Origin of the sequence: Comamonas sp. SY3 (genome assembly GCF_041730275.1) — a bacterium.
GTDB lineage: Bacteria > Pseudomonadota > Gammaproteobacteria > Burkholderiales > Burkholderiaceae_C > Comamonas > Comamonas sediminis.
Window position 1 is genome coordinate 239,327 of the sequence record NZ_JBGTYN010000005.1, and the last position, 18,841, is coordinate 258,167.

The following is an 18,841-nucleotide window of genomic DNA, read 5'->3' on the forward strand; positions in this document are numbered from 1 at the left end:
CGATTTCTTTTTGATTCCCACAGTGTGTAGAACACGATGAGCCTGCCCACCCAACTTCATCTCAACCTCAATATCTATGGTGCAGGCGCCCATGCCGCTGCCTGGCTGTGGCCGCAGAACGACCCGCTGTGGCCGGTGACGCCCGACTATTTTGTCCGCCTGGCCCAGACGGCAGAGCGGGGCGGCTTTGACGCGGTGTTCTTCTCGGACCGCGCGGCCTTCCCCGGCAACAGTCTGCACCGCCCGTTTCCGGCCATCGAGCCCAGCATCCTGCTGACCCTCATCGCCGCGAAGACCCAGCACATCGGCCTGTTGGCGACGGTGTCTTCGTCGTACAACGAGCCCTTCAACATTGCGCGGCGCTTTGCATCGCTGGATCTGGTCAGTGGCGGGCGCTCGGGGGTGAACATCGTCACCTCGGCCGATGTCGAGGCTGCGCGCAACTTTGGCCGCAGCGCGCCGCTGGCGCATGCCGACCGCTACCGGCGCGCAGCGGAGTTCAGCCAGGTGCTCAAGGACCTGTGGGCCAGCTGGGGGCCCGGCGGCATTGTGGCTGACCGCGCAACGGGCCAGTACTTTGACCCGGCGCAGATCCGTCCGATCGCCCACCACGGCGAGTTCTTCTCGGTCGAAGGGCCCATCAACGTGCCGCCCAGCCCGCAAGGCCGGCCGCTGGTGGTGCAGGCCGGCGGCTCGGATGCCGGCCTGGACCTGGCCGCCCAGCATGCCGATGCGGTGTTTACATTGGCGCCGTCGCTGGCGCAGGCGCAAGGCTACCGCCAGGCGCTGGATACCCGGCTGAAGGCGCTGGGCCGTGCCACCAGCGCCGTCAAGGTGTTCCCCGGCCTGGTCACCGTGCTGGGCGGCACCGAGCAGGCCGCGCAGCAGCGCGCCCAAGCGCTGGCCGACCTGGTGCCCATCGAGCAGGGGCTCAACTACCTGTCCGACCTGCTGCAGACCCGCTTTGGCCATGCCGACCTGGACCAGCCGCTGCCCGCTGACCTGCAACTGCCAGGCAACGGCATGACCACCTTTGCGAAGAATGTGCTGGACAAGGCGCGCAGCCATGGCTGGACGGTGCGCGAGCTGATCCGCGCGCAAAACGGCGGCGGCAGCAACCACAACACCATCGTCGGCACGCCAGAGCAGGTGGCTGACTACATGCTGACCTGGTTCCGCAGTGGCGCCATCGATGGCTTCAACCTGATGCATGACGTGCTGCCCTCGGGGCTGGAGGACTTTGTCGACCAGGTGGTGCCGCTGCTGCGCAAGGCAGGGGTCTACCGCGAAACCTATAACGCCAGCACTTTGCGCGGCAACCTGGGGCTGGCTGCGGCTTGATCTCCTCTTCATACCTACCCGCCGGGCCAGCCCGGCGCTTTTTGCAGAACCGTTTATGAAAATCGACCCTCCCCAGACCCTGACCCCCGCAGCACAGAGCGCGGCCAGCGGAACCGCCCGCACCGACTGGCAAGCGCTGTTTGACGAGATCGCCGCCGGCTCGGCCGAGCGCGAGGAAAAGCGCATTCTGCCGTTTGCGCAGATCCAGGTCTTGAAGGACCAGCGCTTTGGCGCCTACCGCCTGCCGGTGGCCGATGGCGGCACGGGGGCCAGCATGGCGGGGCTGATGGAGCAGGTGATAGCGCTGGGCGCAGCCGATTCCAACGTTGCGCATATCTTGCGCAACCACTTTGTCTTTGTGGAGCGCTTCGCGCGCAACCCGGTCAGTGCGCAGGCGCATTTCTGGCGCGATCAGGTGGCCCAGGGGGCGATCTTCGGCCTCGCCAACACCGAGCTGGCACAGGCCAGAAGCGGCGAGAAGACCTTCACACGCCTGGTGCCCGACGGCGCCCACTTTCGCATGACCGGCGCCAAGTTCTACAGCACCGGCAGCCTGTATGCGGATTTCGTCATCGTGCGGGCACGCGACGCGCAGGAGCGCGATGTCACTGCCATCATCCCCACGCGGCGCGAAGGCGTGAACCTGGTCGATGACTGGGATGCCATGGGCCAGCGCATGACCGGCAGCGGCACCACCTTGTTCGACAGCGTGCGGGTGGAGCCCGAGGAGATCATCGTGGACAGCGCCGGCACCGGCTACAGCCGGCCCTACAAAAGCACCTTGCCCCAGCTGTTCCTGACGGCGGTGAACACCGGCATCTTGCGGGCCATTGTGCGTGATGCGTCGGCGATGCTGCACAAGCGGTCGCGCAAGGGCTTTTTCTTTGCCGCTGCCGATACCCCGGCAGAAGACCCGTTGCTGCTGAAGATCGTCGGCGATCTGTCGGCCCAGCTGTTTGCCGCTGAGGCAGTGGTGGCTGCGGCCAGCCATGCGCAGGATGCCTCGCTGGCCACGGCGGAGGGCGACCCCGCGCTGAAAGACACTGCCCACCATGCCGCCGTGCTGGCTGCCAAGGCCAAGCTCATCGTCGATGGCCTGGTGCTGCAGGCCGGCACGGCAGTGTTTGACCTGGGCGGCGCCTCCTCCACGTTGCGCACGCAGAACCTGGACCGCCACTGGCGCAATGCCCGCACCGTGGCATCGCACAATCCGGCGCTGTACAAGGCGCTGGCGCTGGGCAAGCTGGTCGTGCATGGCGAGCCGCTGCCCGACAAGGACTTTTTCTAGGTCAGTGCCCTTCGCTGGCCACCGCGCCGCTGCGGTGCCCCACGGTGGCCTGTTGCTGACCACGGCTGCGCAGCAGCGCCACCGCCAGCGCTGCGGCCAACACCAGCACCACGGCAGTGGCCATCACCGCCATAAAGCCCTGGTCAAACGCTGCGTGGGCCAGGCCCAGCAGCTGGGCCGCTGCCTCGGGCGGCAACTTTTCTGCAGCCAGCAACGCGGCGTCGATGCCATCGCTGGCGCCGGTGGCCTGCAGCTGGGCCGGCAGCACCAGGCTGCTGGTATAGCGCCAGGACAGCACACTGCCCAACAGCGCCACGCCCAGCACGCCGCCAAACTCGTAGGAGACCTCTTCGACCGAGGCGGCCATGCCCGCGTGCTCGGGCGGCGCGCTGTTCATCACCGCATTGGAGGCGGCGGTGATGGTGGCGCCCACGCCCAGGCCCAGGACGGCCAGCACGGCGATTTTCTGCAGGCTGTGGGCGCCCGTGTTGAGGCTCATCGTCAATGCACACAGTGCCACTGCGCTGACCAACAGCCCCGCCAGAATCAGCCGGTGCGTGCCCAGGCGCGACAGTGCCCAGCCGGCGATGGGGCCGGCCACAAAGGCCGCCACCGGGATCGGCAGGATCGCCAGCCCCGCTTGCAGCGGGCTCAGCCCCAGCACCAGTTGCAGGCGCTGGCTGAACACCAGCTCCACGCCCACCAAGGCGACGGCGGCCACCACGGCGGCAATCACACCGCCCGAGAATGTGGGAATGCGGAACAGGCGCAGCTCGATCAGCGGCTGGGGACGGCTGAGCTGGCGGCGGATAAAGACGGCCAGCACCACGGCGCTGAGGACGCCCATCAGCGCGGCAAAGCCCAGTGATGGCGCAGGCTTGGCCAGCTCCTTGATGCTCAGCACCAGGCTGACCATGGCCACCATGGCCTGCAGCGAGCTGGTGTAGTCCCAGCCGGCCAGGCTGGCCTTGTGCTGGAGGCGGTCTACGGGAATCAGCCACACGGTCAGCACCAGAGCCAGCGCCACGATGGGCACATTGACCAGAAACACCGAGCCCCACCAGAAGTACTCCAGCAGCACGCCGCCGACCACGGGGCCCAGCGCTGCGCCGCCCGAGGCGACCGAGGCCCAGATGCCAATGGCCACTGAGCGCTCGCGCTGGTCGGGAAAGCTCATGCGGATGATGGCCAGGGTCGCGGGCATCATGATGGCCGCGCCCACGCCCAGCAGCGCGCGGGCGGCAATCAACATGCCTGCATTGGGCGAATAGGCGGCCGCCAGCGAGGCAATGCCAAAAACGACCAGGCCGAGCATGAACATGCGCCGGTAGCCCAGGCGGTCGCCCAAGGCGCCGGTGCTCAGCAGCAGGCCAGCCACCACCAGCGCATAGGCGTTGACGATCCACAGCTTCATCGAGGTGGAGGCGGCCAGGTCATGGGTGAGTGTGGGCAGGGCGGTGTAGAGCACCGTCATGTCGACGACGATCAGCAGCAGGGCCATGGATACGATGGCCAGCACCAGCCATCTTCTGGAATGCAGTGCCATGGTCAGACTCCCAGTTCTTTCATCATCGTGACGGACACGGGCTGGCAGCCCAGGCGCTCGAACAGCCGGTGCGCGCCCTGGTTGCCGATACCGCTCTCCAGAAACAGGCGTTGTACCCCTTTGGCCTGCAGCTGCGTGCAGACCCAGCCAAACAGCGCCTGGCCCAGGCCCTGGCCGCGTGCGGCGGGGCTGACGACCAGGTCATCCAGGGTGGCAAACGGGGTGGGCGCGCGCTGCTCCTCGTCGAGCGAGACAAAGGCGATGCCAACCAGCGCGCTGCCCTGGTGGGCGGTGGCGATGCGCTGCATCGCGTTGGCCTCAGGCGCGGCGAGGGTGGCCTCAATCTGCAGGGCCATGCTGTCGGCGAGATGGGGGCTCCATTGGCCCGGTGCGATGGCGCGCGGAGACTGCAGCTCGCCATGGGAGATGTAATGGGGACTGAGCTGGCCCATGAACAGCGCCAGGATCGCTGGCGACTGTGCGGGGTCGTGGCACCAGGCCATCGTCAGGGCGGGTGCTTGTTTGTTGATCGATTGCATAGCCTGGATATTGCGCCATAAAAATAGATTGATAAAGTTGGAATCCATCAATAAAACAGATGGATGCGTTACAGTGCCAGGCTATGGAATGGACCATTGAACAATTGCGGCAGTTTGTGGCCACCGCCGACAGCGGCTCTTTCTCAGCCGCTGCACGCAGCCTGGGCAAGGCGCAATCTGCTGTCAGCACCGCGGTGGGCATGCTGGAGGTCGACCTGGGCGTGGTGCTGTTTGACCGCTCGCACCGCAATGCCCAACTGACCGATGCGGGCCGGGTGCTGCTGCTGGAGGCGCGCGAGCTGCTGCGCCAGGCCGAGCAACTGGACCAGCGCGCGCAGGCGCTCAGCGGCGGGGCCGATGCCGAGCTGGCACTGGCGATTGACGAGGCGCTGCCCTATACCGCCGTGGCGACCATGCTGCGCGAGATGGCGCAGCGGTTTCCGAGCCTGGAGTTGCTGCTGCTCAACGGCACCGCCACCGAGGTGGCCGACTATGTGGCCCAGGGGCGCGCCGGCATCGCCATCCACATCGACCGGGGGCCCGTGCTGCACCATTTTGAGCAGCGCCACCTGGGCACCGTGGCCCAGGGCGTGTTTGTGGCCGCCGACCACCCGCTGGCCGATGGCCAGGCCGTGAGCCTGCAGGCGCTGGCCCAGCACCGGCAGCTGCTGATGCACACTGAGGACGTGCATGAGCGCGCCTACAGCCCGCGCGTCTGGCGCTCGGACAGCTTCTACAACATCGCAGACATGGTGGCCGACAACCTGGGCTGGGCGGTGCTACCGGTCAATATTGCGCACTACGAGGGCAACCGCCAGGCGCTGCGTGAAGTGCCTTGCCCGGCGCTGGCGCTGCCCCGGCTGTCGGTGCGCATGCTCTGGCGCCAGGGCGCGCAGCGCAGCCCGACAGCGAAGTATGTGGAAGCGCGCTTTGGCCAGCTGTTGGCGGCCATTTAGTGCGAGCCGTAGGGCGTGGAGTGGCTGGTGTTTTCATCGACTGCCAGCTTGGTGCCCAGATACGGAAAAGCCCGCTGCGGACACTGCGTGCGCTCGCAAACCTTGCAGCCCATGCCGATGGGGGTGGCGGCCTCCGGGTCTTCCAGCGCGATGCCCTTGGCATAGACCAGCTGGGAGGCATGGCGCAGGTCGCAGCCCAGGCCGATGGAAAAGGTTTTGCGGGGGGCGCCATAGCCGCGCTGCCCGCCGGAGACGCTGCGGGCGATCCACAGATAGCGCCGGCCATCGGGCATGGCAGCCAGCTGCGCGAGTACCTGGCCGGGCTGGCCAAAGGCCTCGTAGACATTCCACAGCGGGCAGGTGCCCCCGGTGCGGCTGAAATGGAAATGCGTGGCCGACTGGCGCTTGGAGATATTGCCGGCCCGGTCCACGCGCACCAAGAAAAAAGGCACGCCGGGGTTGCCGGGCCGCTGCAAGGTGCTGAGCCGGTGGCAGACGGTCTCAAAGCCGACGGCAAAGCGCTGGCCCAGCAGGTCGATGTCGTAGCGCAGCGCGTGGGCGGCCTGCAAAAACGGGCCATAGGGCAGCAGCAGCGCACCGGCAAAGTAGTTGGCCAGGCCCAGGCGTGCCAGGCGCTGCGCCGCCCGGTCGTCCTCCAGCGCGGGCACGCGGATGAGGCTGTCGAGTTGGGGGCCGATCTCCAGCAGCGCCAGCTGCGTGGCCAGTTGGAAGGCCTGCTGCGCCGGCGCCAGCGTGGATGACAGCTGCAACAGGCGCGAGGCTGGGTCAAACTGCCGCTTGCTGGCGCCTGCGCTTTGCACCTGCTGCACCTGGACCTGGTGCTGGCGCTCCAGGCGCTGCACCAGCCAGTCGACCAAGGGGCCGCCCTGGGCCTGCGCCTGCATCGCCAGGTCTTCGGCCGCGCGGTCCACCGCATCGAAATAGTTCTGGTGCGAGAAGAAGAAATCGCGCACCACCTCGAACGGCATCGCGGCCGGCCCTTTGGCATGCGCGCGCTCATCGCTGCGGTCGTCGACCAGCTGCAGCGACAGCGCTTCGAGCCGCTCCATCGTGTCCAGATGGCGGCGGTACAGCGCCACCACCGCCGCGCCCAGCGCCGGCATTTGCGCAGCCACCTCTTGCAACTCGGGCAGTGCGATGGCCTCGGGTGCATCGGCCAGGGCTTCGCGCAGCCCCGCAACCAGGCGTGCTTCCTCGTCTTCTGAAAACTGCTGGATGTCCACCCCCAGGCTGCGGTGCAGCTTGAGCAGCACCGACACCGTCAAGGGCCGCTGGTTTTGCTCCAGCTGGTTGAGGTAGCTGGGCGACAGGCCCAGCGTATGGGCCAGCGCAATCTGCGACAGGTTGCGCTCGGCACGCAGCTTGCGCAGCTTCACGCCCATGAAGGTTTTTTTCATAGCCAGATCTCTTGTTTCATCCGGGGGTAGTAGTCGCGGCGAGGGTTTGCCAATTTTGCGGATTCTATCAATTCGCAAAATTCGCAAAATGGCTATTTTCATTCGCAGAAATTCGCCATTTCAGTGCTATCCACGGCCTGGCATTTTGCGTAAATTGCGAAGCATGACACAACCCATCGGCATTGTTGAACTGCAGGAACTGGTACTGCCGGCGCTGGCCAACCACCACGGCACGCTGTTTGCGGGCCAGGGTCTGCAGTTGATGGCCAAGGCCGCGTTTCTGGCGGCCCGCAGCCTCGCGCAACGTGAGGTGGTGATGGCGGCAGTCAGCCGGGTGGACTTTGTGGCACCGGCACCGGTAGGCCATGGGCTGACCTTGCGTGCCTGGGTCAGCCGGGTGGGGCGCAGCTCGATGACCGTCTGCGTCACCGGCCTGGCGGACCTGCCCGGTACACCGCCCGAAGAGGTGCATAAGGACCCTCTGCAGAGCTCCCTGCCGTGTTCTGAATGCGGTCTCGGGCGATCCGCTGCGTTGTCTTCCTTGTCAATAGCCACGGCTATTGACTGCGAAAGACGCCTTGCGCCTCATCCCGATCCGCATCCATCCCATTCGGCGAGGGCTCAGCAGAAGGTCCTTGAAGGTTTGTTTGAAATGGTGGTCGTCGATGCCAAAGGCCGGCCCGTCTCTCTTGATTGCGCATATTTGAACCAGGAAATCCCGCTATGACCACCACGACCACCGAGGCCACTGCGCCCAGCACGCCTTCGACCTTCAAACCCAAGAAATCGGTAGCGCTCGCTGGCGTGACGGCGGGCAACACGGCGTTGTGCACTGTGGGCCGCAGCGGCAATGACCTGCGCTACCGGGGCTATGACATTCTGGACATGGCCCAGGTCTGCGAGTTTGAGGAAATTGCCCACCTGCTGGTACACGGCAAGCTGCCTAACCGCGCAGAACTGCGGGCCTACAAGGACAAGCTCAAGGCGCTGCGCGGCCTGCCCGCCAGCGTCAAGCAGGCGCTGGAGCAGCTGCCGGCGGCCAGCCACCCGATGGATGTGATGCGCACGGGCGTATCGGTGCTGGGCTGCACCCTGCCTGAGAAGGACGACCACAACCTGCCCGGCGCCCGCGACATTGCCGACCGGCTGATGGCCTCGCTGGGCTCGATGCTGCTGTACTGGTACCACTTCAGCACCTCGGGCAAGTGCATCAATGTGGAGACCGATGACGATTCCATCGGCGCGCATTTTCTGCACCTGCTGCATGGCAAGAAGCCCAGCGCGCTGTGGGAGCGGGCCATGCACACCTCGCTCAACCTGTATGCCGAGCACGAGTTCAATGCCTCGACCTTCACCGCCCGTGTGGTGGCCGGTACCGGCAGCGACATGTATTCGTCGATCACCGGCGCGATTGGCGCGCTGCGCGGCCCCAAGCACGGCGGTGCCAACGAGGTGGCCTTCGAGATTCAGAAGCGCTACGACAGCGCCGATGCTGCCGAGGCCGATATCCGCCGCCGGGTGGAGAACAAGGAGGTGGTGATCGGCTTTGGCCACCCCGTCTACACCGTCAGCGACCCGCGCAACGTCGTCATCAAGGGTGTCGCCAAGGAGCTGTCGCTGCAGGCCGGATCCACGAAGATGTACGACATTGCCGAGCGCCTGGAGACGGTGATGTGGGAGGTCAAGAAGATGTTCCCCAACCTCGACTGGTTCAGCGCTGTGAGCTACCACATGATGGGCGTGCCCACTGCGATGTTCACGCCGCTGTTTGTGATTGCGCGCACCAGCGGCTGGGCTGCGCATGTGATCGAGCAGCGCGTGGACAACAAGATCATCCGCCCCAGCGCGCATTACACGGGGCCGGAAGACCAGGTGTTCCAGCCCATCGACCAGCGCGGATGATCAACTGCCGGCTGATCCGACTTCTCCCGATCCCTATAGAAATAGCAACACCGTGCGGGCGGCCTGCCCGCCGGTTGGCACTGCCCCATGAACACCGATTACAGACAAGCACTGGCCGGCACCGGCCTGGATTATTTTGATGCGCAGGCGGCGGTCGATGCGCTGGCGCCTGGCGCCTGGGCCCGGCTGTCGTACACGGCGCGGGTGCATGCCGAAAACCTGGTGCGCCGCGCCGACCCGGCCCAGTTGCCGGACTACCTGCGCCAGCTGATCGAGCGCAGGCGCGATACCGACTTTCCGTGGTTTCCGGTGCGCGTGGTCTGCCATGACATCCTGGGCCAGACCGCCTTGGTGGACCTGGCCGGCCTGCGCGATGCGATTGCCCAGGCCGGCGGTGACCCGGCCGCCGTCAACCCGGTGGTGCCGGTGCAGCTGATCGTGGACCATTCGCTGGCCGTGGAATGCGGCGGGTTTGACCCCCAGGCCTTTGAGAAGAACCGTGCGATCGAAGACCGCCGCAACGAGGACCGCTTCCATTTCATCGAATGGAGCAAGAAGGCCTTTGCGAACGTGGACGTGATCCCGGCGGGCAACGGCATCATGCACCAGATCAATCTGGAGAAGATGTCGCCCGTCGTCTATGTGCAGCATGGTGTGGCCTTTCCTGATACCTGCGTGGGCACGGACAGCCATACCCCGCATGTGGATGCGCTGGGCGTGATTGCGGTGGGCGTGGGCGGCCTGGAGGCCGAGAACGTGATGCTGGGACGGGCCTCGTGGATGCGCTTGCCCGACATTGTCGGCGTGGCCTTGAGCGGCCGGCCCCAGCCGGGCATCACCGCGACCGACATCGTGCTGGCGCTGACGGAGTTTTTGCGCCAGCAAAAGGTGGTGGGCGCTTATGTGGAGTTTTATGGCGAGGGTGCGCGCAGCCTCTCGATTGGCGACCGCGCCACCATCGCCAATATGTGCCCGGAGTACGGCGCCACTGCCGCGCTGTTTGCGGTGGATGAGCAGACCTTGGCCTACCTGCGGCTGACGGGCCGCGATGAAAAGCAGGTGCAGCTGGTCGAGACCTATGCCAAGACCGCCGGCTTCTGGGCCGACAGCCTGGCCCAGGTGAGCTATGAACGGGTGCTGCAGTTTGACCTGTCGACCGTGGTGCGCAATATGGCCGGCCCCTCCAACCCGCACCGCCGCCTGCCGACTTCGCAGCTGGCCGAGCGCGGCATTGCCGGCGCCGAGCCCCTGGCGCTGGCGCGCGCCCAAGAGGCGCAGGGCCTGCTGCCCGATGGCGCCGTCATCATCGCCGCCATCACCAGCTGCACCAACACCAGCAACCCGCGCAATGTGATGGCCGCAGCGCTGCTGGCGCGCAATGCCCGGCGCCTGGGTCTGGTGCGCAAGCCCTGGGTGAAGACCTCGCTCGCGCCCGGCTCCAAGGCGGTGGAGCTGTACCTGCAAGAGGCGGGGCTGCTGGAGGACCTGGAGGCGCTGGGTTTTGGCATCGTCGCCTTTGCCTGCACCACCTGCAATGGCATGAGTGGCGCGCTCGATCCCCGGATTCAGCAGGAGATCATCGATCGCGACCTGTATGCCACGGCCGTGCTCTCGGGCAACCGCAATTTCGACGGCCGCATCCACCCCTATGCCAAGCAGGCGTTTCTGGCATCGCCCCCGCTGGTGGTGGCCTATGCGATTGCGGGCACGGTGCGTTTTGATATCGAGAAGGATGTGCTGGGCATCGTCGATGGGCGGGAGATCCGTCTGCAAGACCTCTGGCCCAGCGATGCGGAGATCGATGCCGTCGTGGCCCAGGCTGTGAAGCCAGCGCAGTACCGCGCGGTCTACGAGCCGATGTTTGCGCTGCGCGTGGACGATGGCGAGCAGGCCGAGGCGCAGTATGCCTGGCGCGCCGAGTCCACCTATATCCGCCGGCCGCCTTACTGGGACACCGAAGGCGTGGGCGCGCTAGCCGCCCACCCGCGCAGCCTGCAGGGCATGCGGCCGCTGGCGCTGTTGCCGGACAACATCACCACCGACCACCTGTCGCCATCCAACGCGATTTTGGCCAGCTCGGCCGCTGGGGAGTACCTGGCCAAGATGGGCCTGCCCGAGGAGGACTTCAACTCGTACGCCACCCACCGGGGCGACCACCTGACGGCGATGCGCGCTACCTTTGCCAACCCCCAGCTCGTCAACGAGATGGCCGTGGTTGATGGCCAGGTGCAAAAGGGTTCGCTGGCCCGCATCGAGCCCGAGGGCCGGGTGGTGCGCATGTGGGAGGCGATGGAGACCTATCTGGCGCGCCGCCAGCCGCTGATCATCATTGCTGGCGCCGACTACGGCCAGGGCTCCAGCCGCGACTGGGCCGCCAAGGGCGTGCGCCTGGCCGGGGTGGAGACGGTGGTGGCCGAGGGCTTTGAGCGCATCCACCGCACCAACCTGATCGGCATGGGCGTGCTGCCTTTGGAGTTCAGGCCCGGCACCACGCGCAAGACGCTGCAACTGGATGGCACGGAGACCTATGATGTGGAAGGTGAACGCACACCGCTGGCCACGCTGAGCCTGGTGGCCCGGCGCCGCAATGGCCAGATCGACCGCGTGCCGGTGACCTGCCGCCTGGATACCGGCGAGGAGGTGTCTGTCTACGAGGCAGGCGGTGTGCTGCAGCGCTTTGCGCAGGACTTTCTGGCATCGCGCGCTGCGCAAGCTGCTCCGGTGTGACTGCCCCCGCTTTTTCTGAACGACCATGACAACCCTGACCGCCCATCCTCCCCAGATCAAGATCCCCGCCATCTATATGCGCGGTGGCACCAGCAAGGGGGTGTTCTTCCATGTGCCGGATTTGCCGCTGCCCGCGCAGCAGCCCGGCGCGGCGCGCGATGCCATCTTGCTGCGCACCCTGGGCAGCCCCGATCCCTATGGCAAGCAGATCGATGGCATGGGCAATGCGTCGTCCAGCACCAGCAAGGCGGTGCTGCTGGCCAGGAGCACGCAGCGTGACCATGATGTGGACTACCTCTTTGGCCAGGTCGCTATCGACAAGCCCTTTGTGGACTGGAGTGGCAACTGCGGCAACCTGTCGGCAGCGGTGGGCCCTTGCGCCATCGCGATGGGCCTGGTCGACCCGGCCCGCATCCCGCAGGACGGCATTTGCACGGTGCGCATCTGGCAAGCCAATATTGGCAAGACCATCATTGCACAGGTGCCCATCCACAACGGACAGGTGCAGGAGACCGGCGACTTTGCGCTGGACGGCGTGGGCTTTCCGGCCGCCGAGGTGCAGCTGGCCTTTATCGACCCCGCCGACGAGGGCGAGGATGGTGGTGCGATGTTCCCCACGGGCCAGCTGGTGGACCAGCTCGATGTGCCCGGGGTAGGCAGTTTTGCCGCAACCTTGATCAATGCGGGCATTCCGACGATCTTTCTGAGCGCGCACGACCTGGGCTACAGCGGCCGGGAGCTGCAGGGCGATATCAACGGCGATGCCCAGGCCTTGGCGCGGCTGGAGACCATTCGTGCCCATGGTGCGCTGAAGATGGGCCTGATCCAGGACCTGAGCGAGGCCGCCAGCCGCCAGCACACACCGAAGATTGCCTTTGTGGCGCCGCCGGCCAGCTACACGGCATCAAGCGGCAAGGCGGTGGAGGCCCAAGATGTGGACTTGCTGGTGCGTGCGCTGTCGATGGGCCAGCTGCACCACGCGATGATGGGCACGGCAGCGGTGGCGATTGGCACCGCAGCGGCGGTGCCGGGCACCCTGGTCAACCTGGCCGCCGGCGGGGGCGAGCGCAGCGCGGTGCGCTTTGGCCACCCTTCGGGCAGCCTGCGGGTGGGCGCCGAGGCACGTCTGCAGGATGGCCAGTGGGTGGTGGCCAAGGCGCTGATGAGCCGCAGCGCACGCATTCTGATGGAAGGCACTGTGCGGGTGCCGGGCGATTGTTTTTGAACGGGGGACTGTGGAATGGATACCAAGCAACGGCTGAAAGACATGGTGGCGGCCCGCCGGGGCGTGCTGGTGCCGGGGGCCTTCAATGCGCTGTCGGCCAAGGTAATCGAGGACCTGGGCTTTGAGGCCATCTATGTGACCGGCGCGGGCGTGACCAATATGTGGTTGGGCCTGCCGGACCAGGGCTTTATGGGGCTGGCCGAGATCGCCGACCACACGGCGCGCATCCGCGACGCCGTCAGCCTGCCCTTGCTGGTGGATGCCGATACCGGCTTTGGCAATGCGCTCAATGTCTACCACACGGTGCGCACCCTGGAGCGCGCCGGTGCGGATTGCATCCAGCTGGAGGATCAGGTGGCGCCTAAGCGCTGCGGGCATTTCAACGGCAAGGAGGTGGTCTCCACCGACGAGGCGGTGAGCAAGATCAAGGCCGCCGTTGATGCCCGGCGCGATCCGAACCTGTTGGTCATGGCGCGCACCGACGCGGCGGCCACCCATGGTTTTGAGGCGGCCGTGGAGCGTGCCCAGCGCTTTGCCGAAGCCGGGGCCGATATTCTGTTTGTGGAGGCCGTCACCACGGCCGAAGAGATCCGCGCACTGCCGGCCCGGCTGGCCACCCCGCAGCTGATGAACATGGTGATTGGCGGCAAGACCCCCATTTTTGATGCGGAGCAGCTGGGCGAACTGGGCTACGGCATCGTGCTCTATGCCAATGCGGCGCTGCAGGGCGCTGTGGCCGGCATGCAGAACACCTTGACCGTGCTGCGCGACCAGAAGGCGGTGCAGGAGTCCAGCGGTTGGGTGGCGACCTTTGCCGAGCGCCAGCGCCTGGTGGGCAAGCCCGCCTGGGATGCGCTGGAGAAGCGCTTTACCTGATAGCTCCATGCTGCCCGCTGCCATGCGGTGGTCGTGAAACTGTCATGGCGCTGAAATTCACCATTTTCAGTGAGGGGCAAGGGCCTGGGCTTGCGGAATAATTGCAGCACTTGGAATATGAACGGACCCCATGCCCACCCAGATGCTCACCGCCGATCTCGCACTGCCCGCACCGGTACTGGTGGTGGAGGACAACCCGCTGGTGCGCAACCGGCTCCAGGGCCTGCTGCAGCAGCTGGGCTACAGCAGCGATGCGCTGGTGATGACCGGATCGCTGGCCGAAGCGCGCGCTTACCTGGCGGGCGAGGCGCACACGGTATCGCTGGTGCTGGTGGACCTGGGCCTGCCCGATGGCAGTGGTGTGGAGCTGATCGAAGAGCTGCATGCCCAGGCGCCCAACCTGCCGATGCTGGTGGTATCGGCCTGGAGCACGCAGGAGATGATCTGGGCTGCGTTGCGCGCTGGCGCCGTGGGTTATGTGCTCAAGGAGCGCGATGACATGGAAATGGCCATGGCCTTGCGCAGCGTGCTGCGCGGCGGCGCGCCCATCGACCCCTTTATTGCGCGGCGCATCATTGAGGAGCTGCCGCTACAGGCCCCGCCTGCCGTGCAGGCGGCAGATGACCCCGGCTTGAGCGCCCGTGAGCACACCATCCTGCACCTGGTGGTCGAAGGCCTGAGCAACCGCGAGATTGCCGAGCGGCTGTTTTTGTCGCGCTACACGGTGGAGTCGCACATCAAGAATGTCTACCGCAAGCTGTCGGTGTCCTCGCGCACCCAGGCGGCGCAGGAAGCGCGCCGGCGCCGCCTGGTGGATTGAGCCGCGCAGCGCGCACCCCTGTCTCGCTGTCCCCGTAATCGCCCGCCCATCCGATCTGGAGTGACTGACCGTGCCCCACACTTATTTTGATCCGCCTTTGCTGATTCGAGACGGCATGGGCACATGGGTCGATACGCAGACGACGCCTTATGTCTGCAATATCGATGGCATGCCCCAATTCAACGAAGCACTTCCTGCAGGCGTCAAGGAGCTGCAGCCTGTGGCCGGCAGTCCGGTGGCCGGCACTCCGGTGGCCGGCACCCCGGTGGCCGGGACGCTTGAGCCTTCCTGGGGGCGCGGTTACCAGGTCAGTGGCACGCATAGCCAGCCGCCGACAAAATTTGGTGAGGAGACCAAGCTGGAGTTCCTCGCCACCGAGGTGGTGTACGAGCCGCTGTGGGCCACGCGGGACGCAGCAGCTGCCTTTGGCATCACGTTGATCGAGCCGGGGCAGGGGCTGCGCATGCAAAGCCCGATCCGCCACCTGGAGAACACCCCGTTCGAGTACGGCATGTTTGCCGGTCAGCAGTGCCCCTATCTGGACGAGGCGCACCGCAACCAGCTGCAGCCCACGGTGTGTACCGATCTGGAGCACCATGATTTTCCGCATGTGTTCTCTTCTGTGGATCCCCAGCTCCCGCTGGTGATTTCGGTCGGGCGCTATTGGCCGCAGCGGGCTAAAATCTTTCTCGCCGATCTTTGGGTGCCGCAAGGCATGGCCCTGTACATTCCGCCCAGGCCCAAAAATCCCCATGCGGCCTATATCGATCTGCACGGCAATCGCAATTCCGCGCTGGCCTGTTGGCGGGGTGGCACGCAAACCAGCGTGCAGACCCTGACCTTGCTGCCCAAGGACAGTGGCTACTTCTACTGGTTCTGGAATGCATTGCCGACGGTTCACCCTTTGTTGAAGTAACGCTGACACCTCTATGCTCGATACGCAGCCCCGTCTACGCACCCTGGAGCCAGACACCCACAACGGTCTCTACCAGACGCTGCTGGAGTCCACCTTGGCGATTCCGTTCCGCATCGATTGGGCGAGCAAAAAGTACACCTATGTGGGGCCGCAGATCGAGGCGCTGCTGGGCTGGACCCCGGACAGCTGGCAGACGGTGAACGACTGGGCCGAGCGCATCCACCCCGACGAGCGCGACACCACGGTCAACCGCTGCGTGGACCTGTGTCTGGCAGGGGTTGACCATGAAGCCGAGTACCGGGCATTGACCAGCGATGGCAACTTTGTCTGGGTGCGCGAGGTGGTGCATGTGCTTTGCGATGCGCAGGGCGAGACCACGGGGCTGATCGGTTTCACCTTTGACATCAGCGAGCAGAAGAAGGCCGAGCAACTGCGCGCCGAGCTGGATGCGCAAAAGCTGTCGAATGCGCGCCTGCAGGAGCGCCTGAACCTGACCCATGACCTGCATGACGGACTGGGCGGCTCCTTGGTACACATGATTGCCGCCGTGGAGCAGGGCGGCGATGGCGGCCTGACCCGGCCGCAGGTGCTGTCCATGCTCAAGCACATCCGCGATGACCTGCGCCAGACCATCGACAGCAATTCTTCGGCCCAGGTGCGCGTGCCTGGCTCTCCGCAGGAATGGCTGGCACCGCTGCGCCACCGCTTTGCCAACCTGTTCGATGCACTCGACATCCGCTGCGACTGGCAGTACGCGCCCGCCTGGCGTACGCCACCCGATGCGCTGCAGTACCTGGCGATGACGCGCCTGGTCGAGGAAGCGCTCACCAATGTGATCAAGCACAGCCAGGCGCGCCATGTGCGCCTGTCCTTCCTGCAGCCCGAGGCTGACGACCTGGTGCTGGAGATCGAGGACGATGGCGTAGGCTTTGATGTGGCTGCGGTGGATGCCTCGGGTCTGGGCATTGGCATGCGCTCGATGGCCGTGCGTATGGGCCGGGTCGGCGGTGTGCTGGAGATCGATTCCGAGCCGGGACGCACCCTGCTGACCGCGCGGCTGGCTTTGCGCCAGTCCTGACTCTCCGAACGGAAGGGCCGTATACCTCGGCCTCTTTTTCCAATTTAGCGTTACTTTTGAAAACCAGGGTCAACCCGAATTCGTTTATATTGTTCAGCGGTGACTGAACAATATGAATGAAGGATGGTGGCTGTGACCCAGCAGGACAAGGCGAAAGCGGCGTTGGAGGCGCGCGAGCTGTTCATCGAGCGCAATGCGATCCAGGCGGAGACCAGCGGTCTGCCCCGGATTGCGGGGCGCCTGATCGGCATTTTTTTGCTCGATGGCGGGCCCATCAGCTTTGCCGAACTGGCCGAGCGCATGCAGGCCAGCCGGGCCAGCGTCAGCACCAATACCCGTCTGCTGGAGCGCCTGGGCATCATTGAGCGGGTGGCGATGCGCGGTGAGCGGCAGGATTTTTTCAGTCTGCGGGCCAACCCTTTCTTGATTGTGCTGGAGCAGAGCATTGCCGATTGCCAGCGCTTTACGACCTATGTGGACGAGTTGCTGGCAGCCAGCCCGCTGCCCGCCGAGGCCACCGCGCGCCTGCAGCAGGCGCAGGATTTTCACGCTGTGACGGCCCAGACCTTGCAGGAGCTGCTGGGCAAACTGGCCGATCGGCAAACGCAGACGGCCACCCGAGCGGTGCCGGCCAAGCGGAAGGCAGGTGCTCCTGCCTCAGCCCCTGGGGCAGCACCGAAAGCGCGCAAAGCGCGCAGCACTGCAGCCCGCCGCACCACCAAAGACTGAGGCCCCTGCAATGAAACACGTTCTATGGGCGGCAGCGCCGCTGTGCCTGGCGGCTTTGTCGGGCTGCTCCTCGGTGCCCGATGCGCGCGCGCCGGCGCCGGTGGTGGCCGCCCAGTTTTCGGTCGCGCCTTCTGCGGCCAGCCCCCAGGCTGCGCAGGCTGCGCAGGCTGCGCAGGCTGCGCCGCAACTCGATACCTGGTGGACCTTGTTCGAGCAGCCGCTGCTCAACCGCCTGGTGGACCAGGCCTTGGCCGCCAGCACCGAGGTGCGCATGGGCCTGGCGCGGGTGCGCGAGGCCCGTGCGCTGCGCGAGGCCGCGCTGACGCAGTACCAGCCCCAAGGGGGGCTGCGTGCCAGTGGCGACCACCGCAACGTGCAGCGCCTGGGCGGTGCAGCGGCGGGCGGCGCCGGCCTGGGCCGGCAAAGCAGCGCCGGGCTGGACTTGCAGGTGTCCTGGGAACTGGATGTGCTGGGCCGGGGCGATGCGCTGGCGCGCCAGGCTGATGGCGACTACGGCGCGGCGCTCTATGGCGCCTATGGCGAGCGCGCCACCTTGGTCGCCGAAGTAGCGCGCAGCCTGTTTGAGGCGCAGCGCCTGACCGCCGCGCTGGCCGATGCGCAGGCGACGATCACCATCCAGACGCGGCTGCAGCAGGTGCTGGCGCGCAAGCTCGAGCGTGGCCTGGTGGCGCTGGCCGATGTGGCGCGGGTCGATGCCAGCCTGCTGGCGGCCCAGGCCAATGCACTGGTGCTGCAGTCGCAGCTGGATGCCGCGCGCCGCGCGTTGCTGGTGCTGGTGGGGCAGGGCGACCAGCCCTTGTCCGCGCTGGTGCTCGATGACAGCCAGACCAAGGCGCCAGCGCTGCCGCAAGCCTTGCCGGCGGATTTGCTGGCACGGCGCCCCGATGTGCTGCAGGCCCAGGCCCAGATGGATGCGGCCGCTGGCGGGCTGGAGCTGTCGCGCCTGGCGCTGCTGCCCAGCATCACTTTGACCCCCGGGCTGGGGCTGAACTGGCAAAAGCAGGGCGCGTCGCTCAGCACCGGGCTGTGGTCGCTGGCTGGCAACCTGGCCATGCCGGTGCTGGACCGGCCGCGTTTGCTGGCCAATGCCCGCGCCCAGGGCGCCCGCGCCGAGCAGGCGGTGATCGCCTATGAGCAGGTGGTGCAGCGTGCGTTCTCCGAAACGGACCAGGCGCTGCTGCGCATGGCGCCGGACCGGCAAAGGCTGCAGGTGCTGGCGCAGGCTGAGGCACGCGCGCAGAACTCCTATGAAGCGGCACGCAAAGGCTATGAGGCCGGTTTTTTTGACCTGGTCGTGGTGCTCGATGCCGAGCAGGTCTACCGCGACTCACGCGGTGGCCTGACCCAGGCGCGCGCCGAGGCGCTGGCGCATGCGGTGCAGGTGTTCCAGGCGCTGGGCGGCGGTTGGCCCCGGGATGCGCTGGGCGCCGACACACAGAAGACGAATTGAGAGGGATGC

At 66.2% G+C, this 18,841-nt stretch carries 15 protein-coding genes and 1 pseudogene; 13 read left to right on the forward strand and 3 right to left on the reverse strand.

The features are described from left to right. Positions 1-36 precede the first annotated feature (36 nt). The gene (locus ACCQ08_RS09320; protein WP_312461902.1) at positions 37-1,341 is read left to right on the forward strand and encodes an NtaA/DmoA family FMN-dependent monooxygenase; all 1,305 of its coding nucleotides are present in this window, start codon (positions 37-39) and stop codon (positions 1,339-1,341) included. A 55-nt stretch (positions 1,342-1,396) separates the two neighbouring features. Beyond that, the gene (locus ACCQ08_RS09325; protein ID WP_373449607.1) at positions 1,397-2,629 is read left to right on the forward strand and encodes an acyl-CoA dehydrogenase; all 1,233 of its coding nucleotides are present in this window, start codon (positions 1,397-1,399) and stop codon (positions 2,627-2,629) included. A gap of 1 nt (position 2,630) precedes the next feature. Here ACCQ08_RS09325 and ACCQ08_RS09330 read toward each other — a convergent pair whose 3' ends face one another. Both ACCQ08_RS09330 and ACCQ08_RS09335 read right to left on the reverse strand, forming a co-directional pair. After that, a complete protein-coding gene (locus ACCQ08_RS09330) occupies positions 2,631-4,175 on the reverse strand; it encodes an MFS transporter (protein WP_373449608.1) in 1,545 nt (514 codons plus the stop codon). A gap of 2 nt (positions 4,176-4,177) precedes the next feature. Next, entirely contained in the window at positions 4,178-4,714 is a 537-nt protein-coding gene (locus ACCQ08_RS09335; protein ID WP_373449609.1) for a GNAT family N-acetyltransferase, read from the reverse strand. 83 nt (positions 4,715-4,797) lie between these two features. Between ACCQ08_RS09335 and ACCQ08_RS09340 the strand changes: the two genes are divergently transcribed. Continuing rightward, complete coding sequence (locus ACCQ08_RS09340) at positions 4,798-5,670, forward strand: LysR family transcriptional regulator (protein WP_369460101.1); 873 nt, start codon at positions 4,798-4,800, stop codon at positions 5,668-5,670. Here the strand turns inward: ACCQ08_RS09340 and ACCQ08_RS09345 are convergent. Beyond that, positions 5,667-7,088 carry a short-chain fatty acyl-CoA regulator family protein gene (locus ACCQ08_RS09345; RefSeq protein WP_373449610.1) on the reverse strand — a complete coding sequence of 474 codons (1,422 nt, stop codon included), beginning with the start codon at positions 7,086-7,088 and terminating at the stop codon, positions 5,667-5,669. The genes ACCQ08_RS09340 and ACCQ08_RS09345 overlap by 4 nt on opposite strands. 163 nt (positions 7,089-7,251) lie before the next feature. Here ACCQ08_RS09345 and ACCQ08_RS09350 point away from each other — a divergent pair. The 10 genes and pseudogenes from ACCQ08_RS09350 to ACCQ08_RS09395 form a co-directional block, all read left to right on the forward strand. Further along, positions 7,252-7,545 (forward strand): annotated as a pseudogene (locus tag ACCQ08_RS09350) (acyl-CoA thioesterase); the annotation flags it as partial. A 266-nt stretch (positions 7,546-7,811) separates the two neighbouring features. Beyond that, positions 7,812-8,990, forward strand: coding sequence for a 2-methylcitrate synthase (gene prpC / locus ACCQ08_RS09355; protein ID WP_373449611.1), 1,179 nt, complete (start codon positions 7,812-7,814; stop codon positions 8,988-8,990). A gap of 87 nt (positions 8,991-9,077) precedes the next feature. Further along, the gene (gene acnD / locus ACCQ08_RS09360; protein WP_373449612.1) at positions 9,078-11,717 is read left to right on the forward strand and encodes a Fe/S-dependent 2-methylisocitrate dehydratase AcnD; all 2,640 of its coding nucleotides are present in this window, start codon (positions 9,078-9,080) and stop codon (positions 11,715-11,717) included. Positions 11,718-11,742: 25 nt separating this feature from the next. Then, positions 11,743-12,942 (forward strand): 2-methylaconitate cis-trans isomerase PrpF, encoded by a 1,200-nt coding sequence (prpF, locus tag ACCQ08_RS09365; protein ID WP_373449613.1) that lies wholly within the window; start codon positions 11,743-11,745, stop codon positions 12,940-12,942. A 15-nt stretch (positions 12,943-12,957) separates the two neighbouring features. After that, positions 12,958-13,818, forward strand: coding sequence for an oxaloacetate decarboxylase (locus ACCQ08_RS09370; RefSeq protein ID WP_373449614.1), 861 nt, complete (start codon positions 12,958-12,960; stop codon positions 13,816-13,818). Between the two features lie 130 nt (positions 13,819-13,948). Beyond that, positions 13,949-14,638, forward strand: coding sequence for a response regulator transcription factor (locus ACCQ08_RS09375; protein ID WP_239812429.1), 690 nt, complete (start codon positions 13,949-13,951; stop codon positions 14,636-14,638). Between the two features lie 70 nt (positions 14,639-14,708). Continuing rightward, positions 14,709-15,554 carry a hypothetical protein gene (locus ACCQ08_RS09380; protein ID WP_313336436.1) on the forward strand — a complete coding sequence of 282 codons (846 nt, stop codon included), beginning with the start codon at positions 14,709-14,711 and terminating at the stop codon, positions 15,552-15,554. Positions 15,555-15,567: 13 nt separating this feature from the next. Continuing rightward, the gene (locus tag ACCQ08_RS09385) at positions 15,568-16,632 is read left to right on the forward strand and encodes a PAS domain-containing protein (protein WP_373449615.1); all 1,065 of its coding nucleotides are present in this window, start codon (positions 15,568-15,570) and stop codon (positions 16,630-16,632) included. A gap of 132 nt (positions 16,633-16,764) precedes the next feature. Continuing rightward, positions 16,765-17,361, forward strand: a complete 597-nt coding sequence (locus tag ACCQ08_RS09390) for a MarR family transcriptional regulator (protein WP_312835487.1) — start codon at positions 16,765-16,767, stop codon at positions 17,359-17,361. Between the two features lie 10 nt (positions 17,362-17,371). After that, the gene (locus tag ACCQ08_RS09395) at positions 17,372-18,832 is read left to right on the forward strand and encodes an efflux transporter outer membrane subunit (RefSeq protein ID WP_373449616.1); all 1,461 of its coding nucleotides are present in this window, start codon (positions 17,372-17,374) and stop codon (positions 18,830-18,832) included. Positions 18,833-18,841 lie beyond the last annotated feature (9 nt).

Coding starts and splice junctions, on each gene's coding strand:
- ACCQ08_RS09320 (WP_312461902.1), top strand. CDS start 37: ATGAGCCTGCCCACCCAACTTCATCTCAACCTCAATATCTATGGTGCA.
- ACCQ08_RS09325 (WP_373449607.1), top strand. CDS start 1,397: ATGAAAATCGACCCTCCCCAGACCCTGACCCCCGCAGCACAGAGCGCG.
- ACCQ08_RS09330 (WP_373449608.1), bottom strand. CDS start 4,175: ATGGCACTGCATTCCAGAAGATGGCTGGTGCTGGCCATCGTATCCATG.
- ACCQ08_RS09335 (WP_373449609.1), bottom strand. CDS start 4,714: ATGCAATCGATCAACAAACAAGCACCCGCCCTGACGATGGCCTGGTGC.
- ACCQ08_RS09340 (WP_369460101.1), top strand. CDS start 4,798: ATGGAATGGACCATTGAACAATTGCGGCAGTTTGTGGCCACCGCCGAC.
- ACCQ08_RS09345 (WP_373449610.1), bottom strand. CDS start 7,088: ATGAAAAAAACCTTCATGGGCGTGAAGCTGCGCAAGCTGCGTGCCGAG.
- prpC (WP_373449611.1), top strand. CDS start 7,812: ATGACCACCACGACCACCGAGGCCACTGCGCCCAGCACGCCTTCGACC.
- acnD (WP_373449612.1), top strand. CDS start 9,078: ATGAACACCGATTACAGACAAGCACTGGCCGGCACCGGCCTGGATTAT.
- prpF (WP_373449613.1), top strand. CDS start 11,743: ATGACAACCCTGACCGCCCATCCTCCCCAGATCAAGATCCCCGCCATC.
- ACCQ08_RS09370 (WP_373449614.1), top strand. CDS start 12,958: ATGGATACCAAGCAACGGCTGAAAGACATGGTGGCGGCCCGCCGGGGC.
- ACCQ08_RS09375 (WP_239812429.1), top strand. CDS start 13,949: ATGCCCACCCAGATGCTCACCGCCGATCTCGCACTGCCCGCACCGGTA.
- ACCQ08_RS09385 (WP_373449615.1), top strand. CDS start 15,568: ATGCTCGATACGCAGCCCCGTCTACGCACCCTGGAGCCAGACACCCAC.
- ACCQ08_RS09395 (WP_373449616.1), top strand. CDS start 17,372: ATGAAACACGTTCTATGGGCGGCAGCGCCGCTGTGCCTGGCGGCTTTG.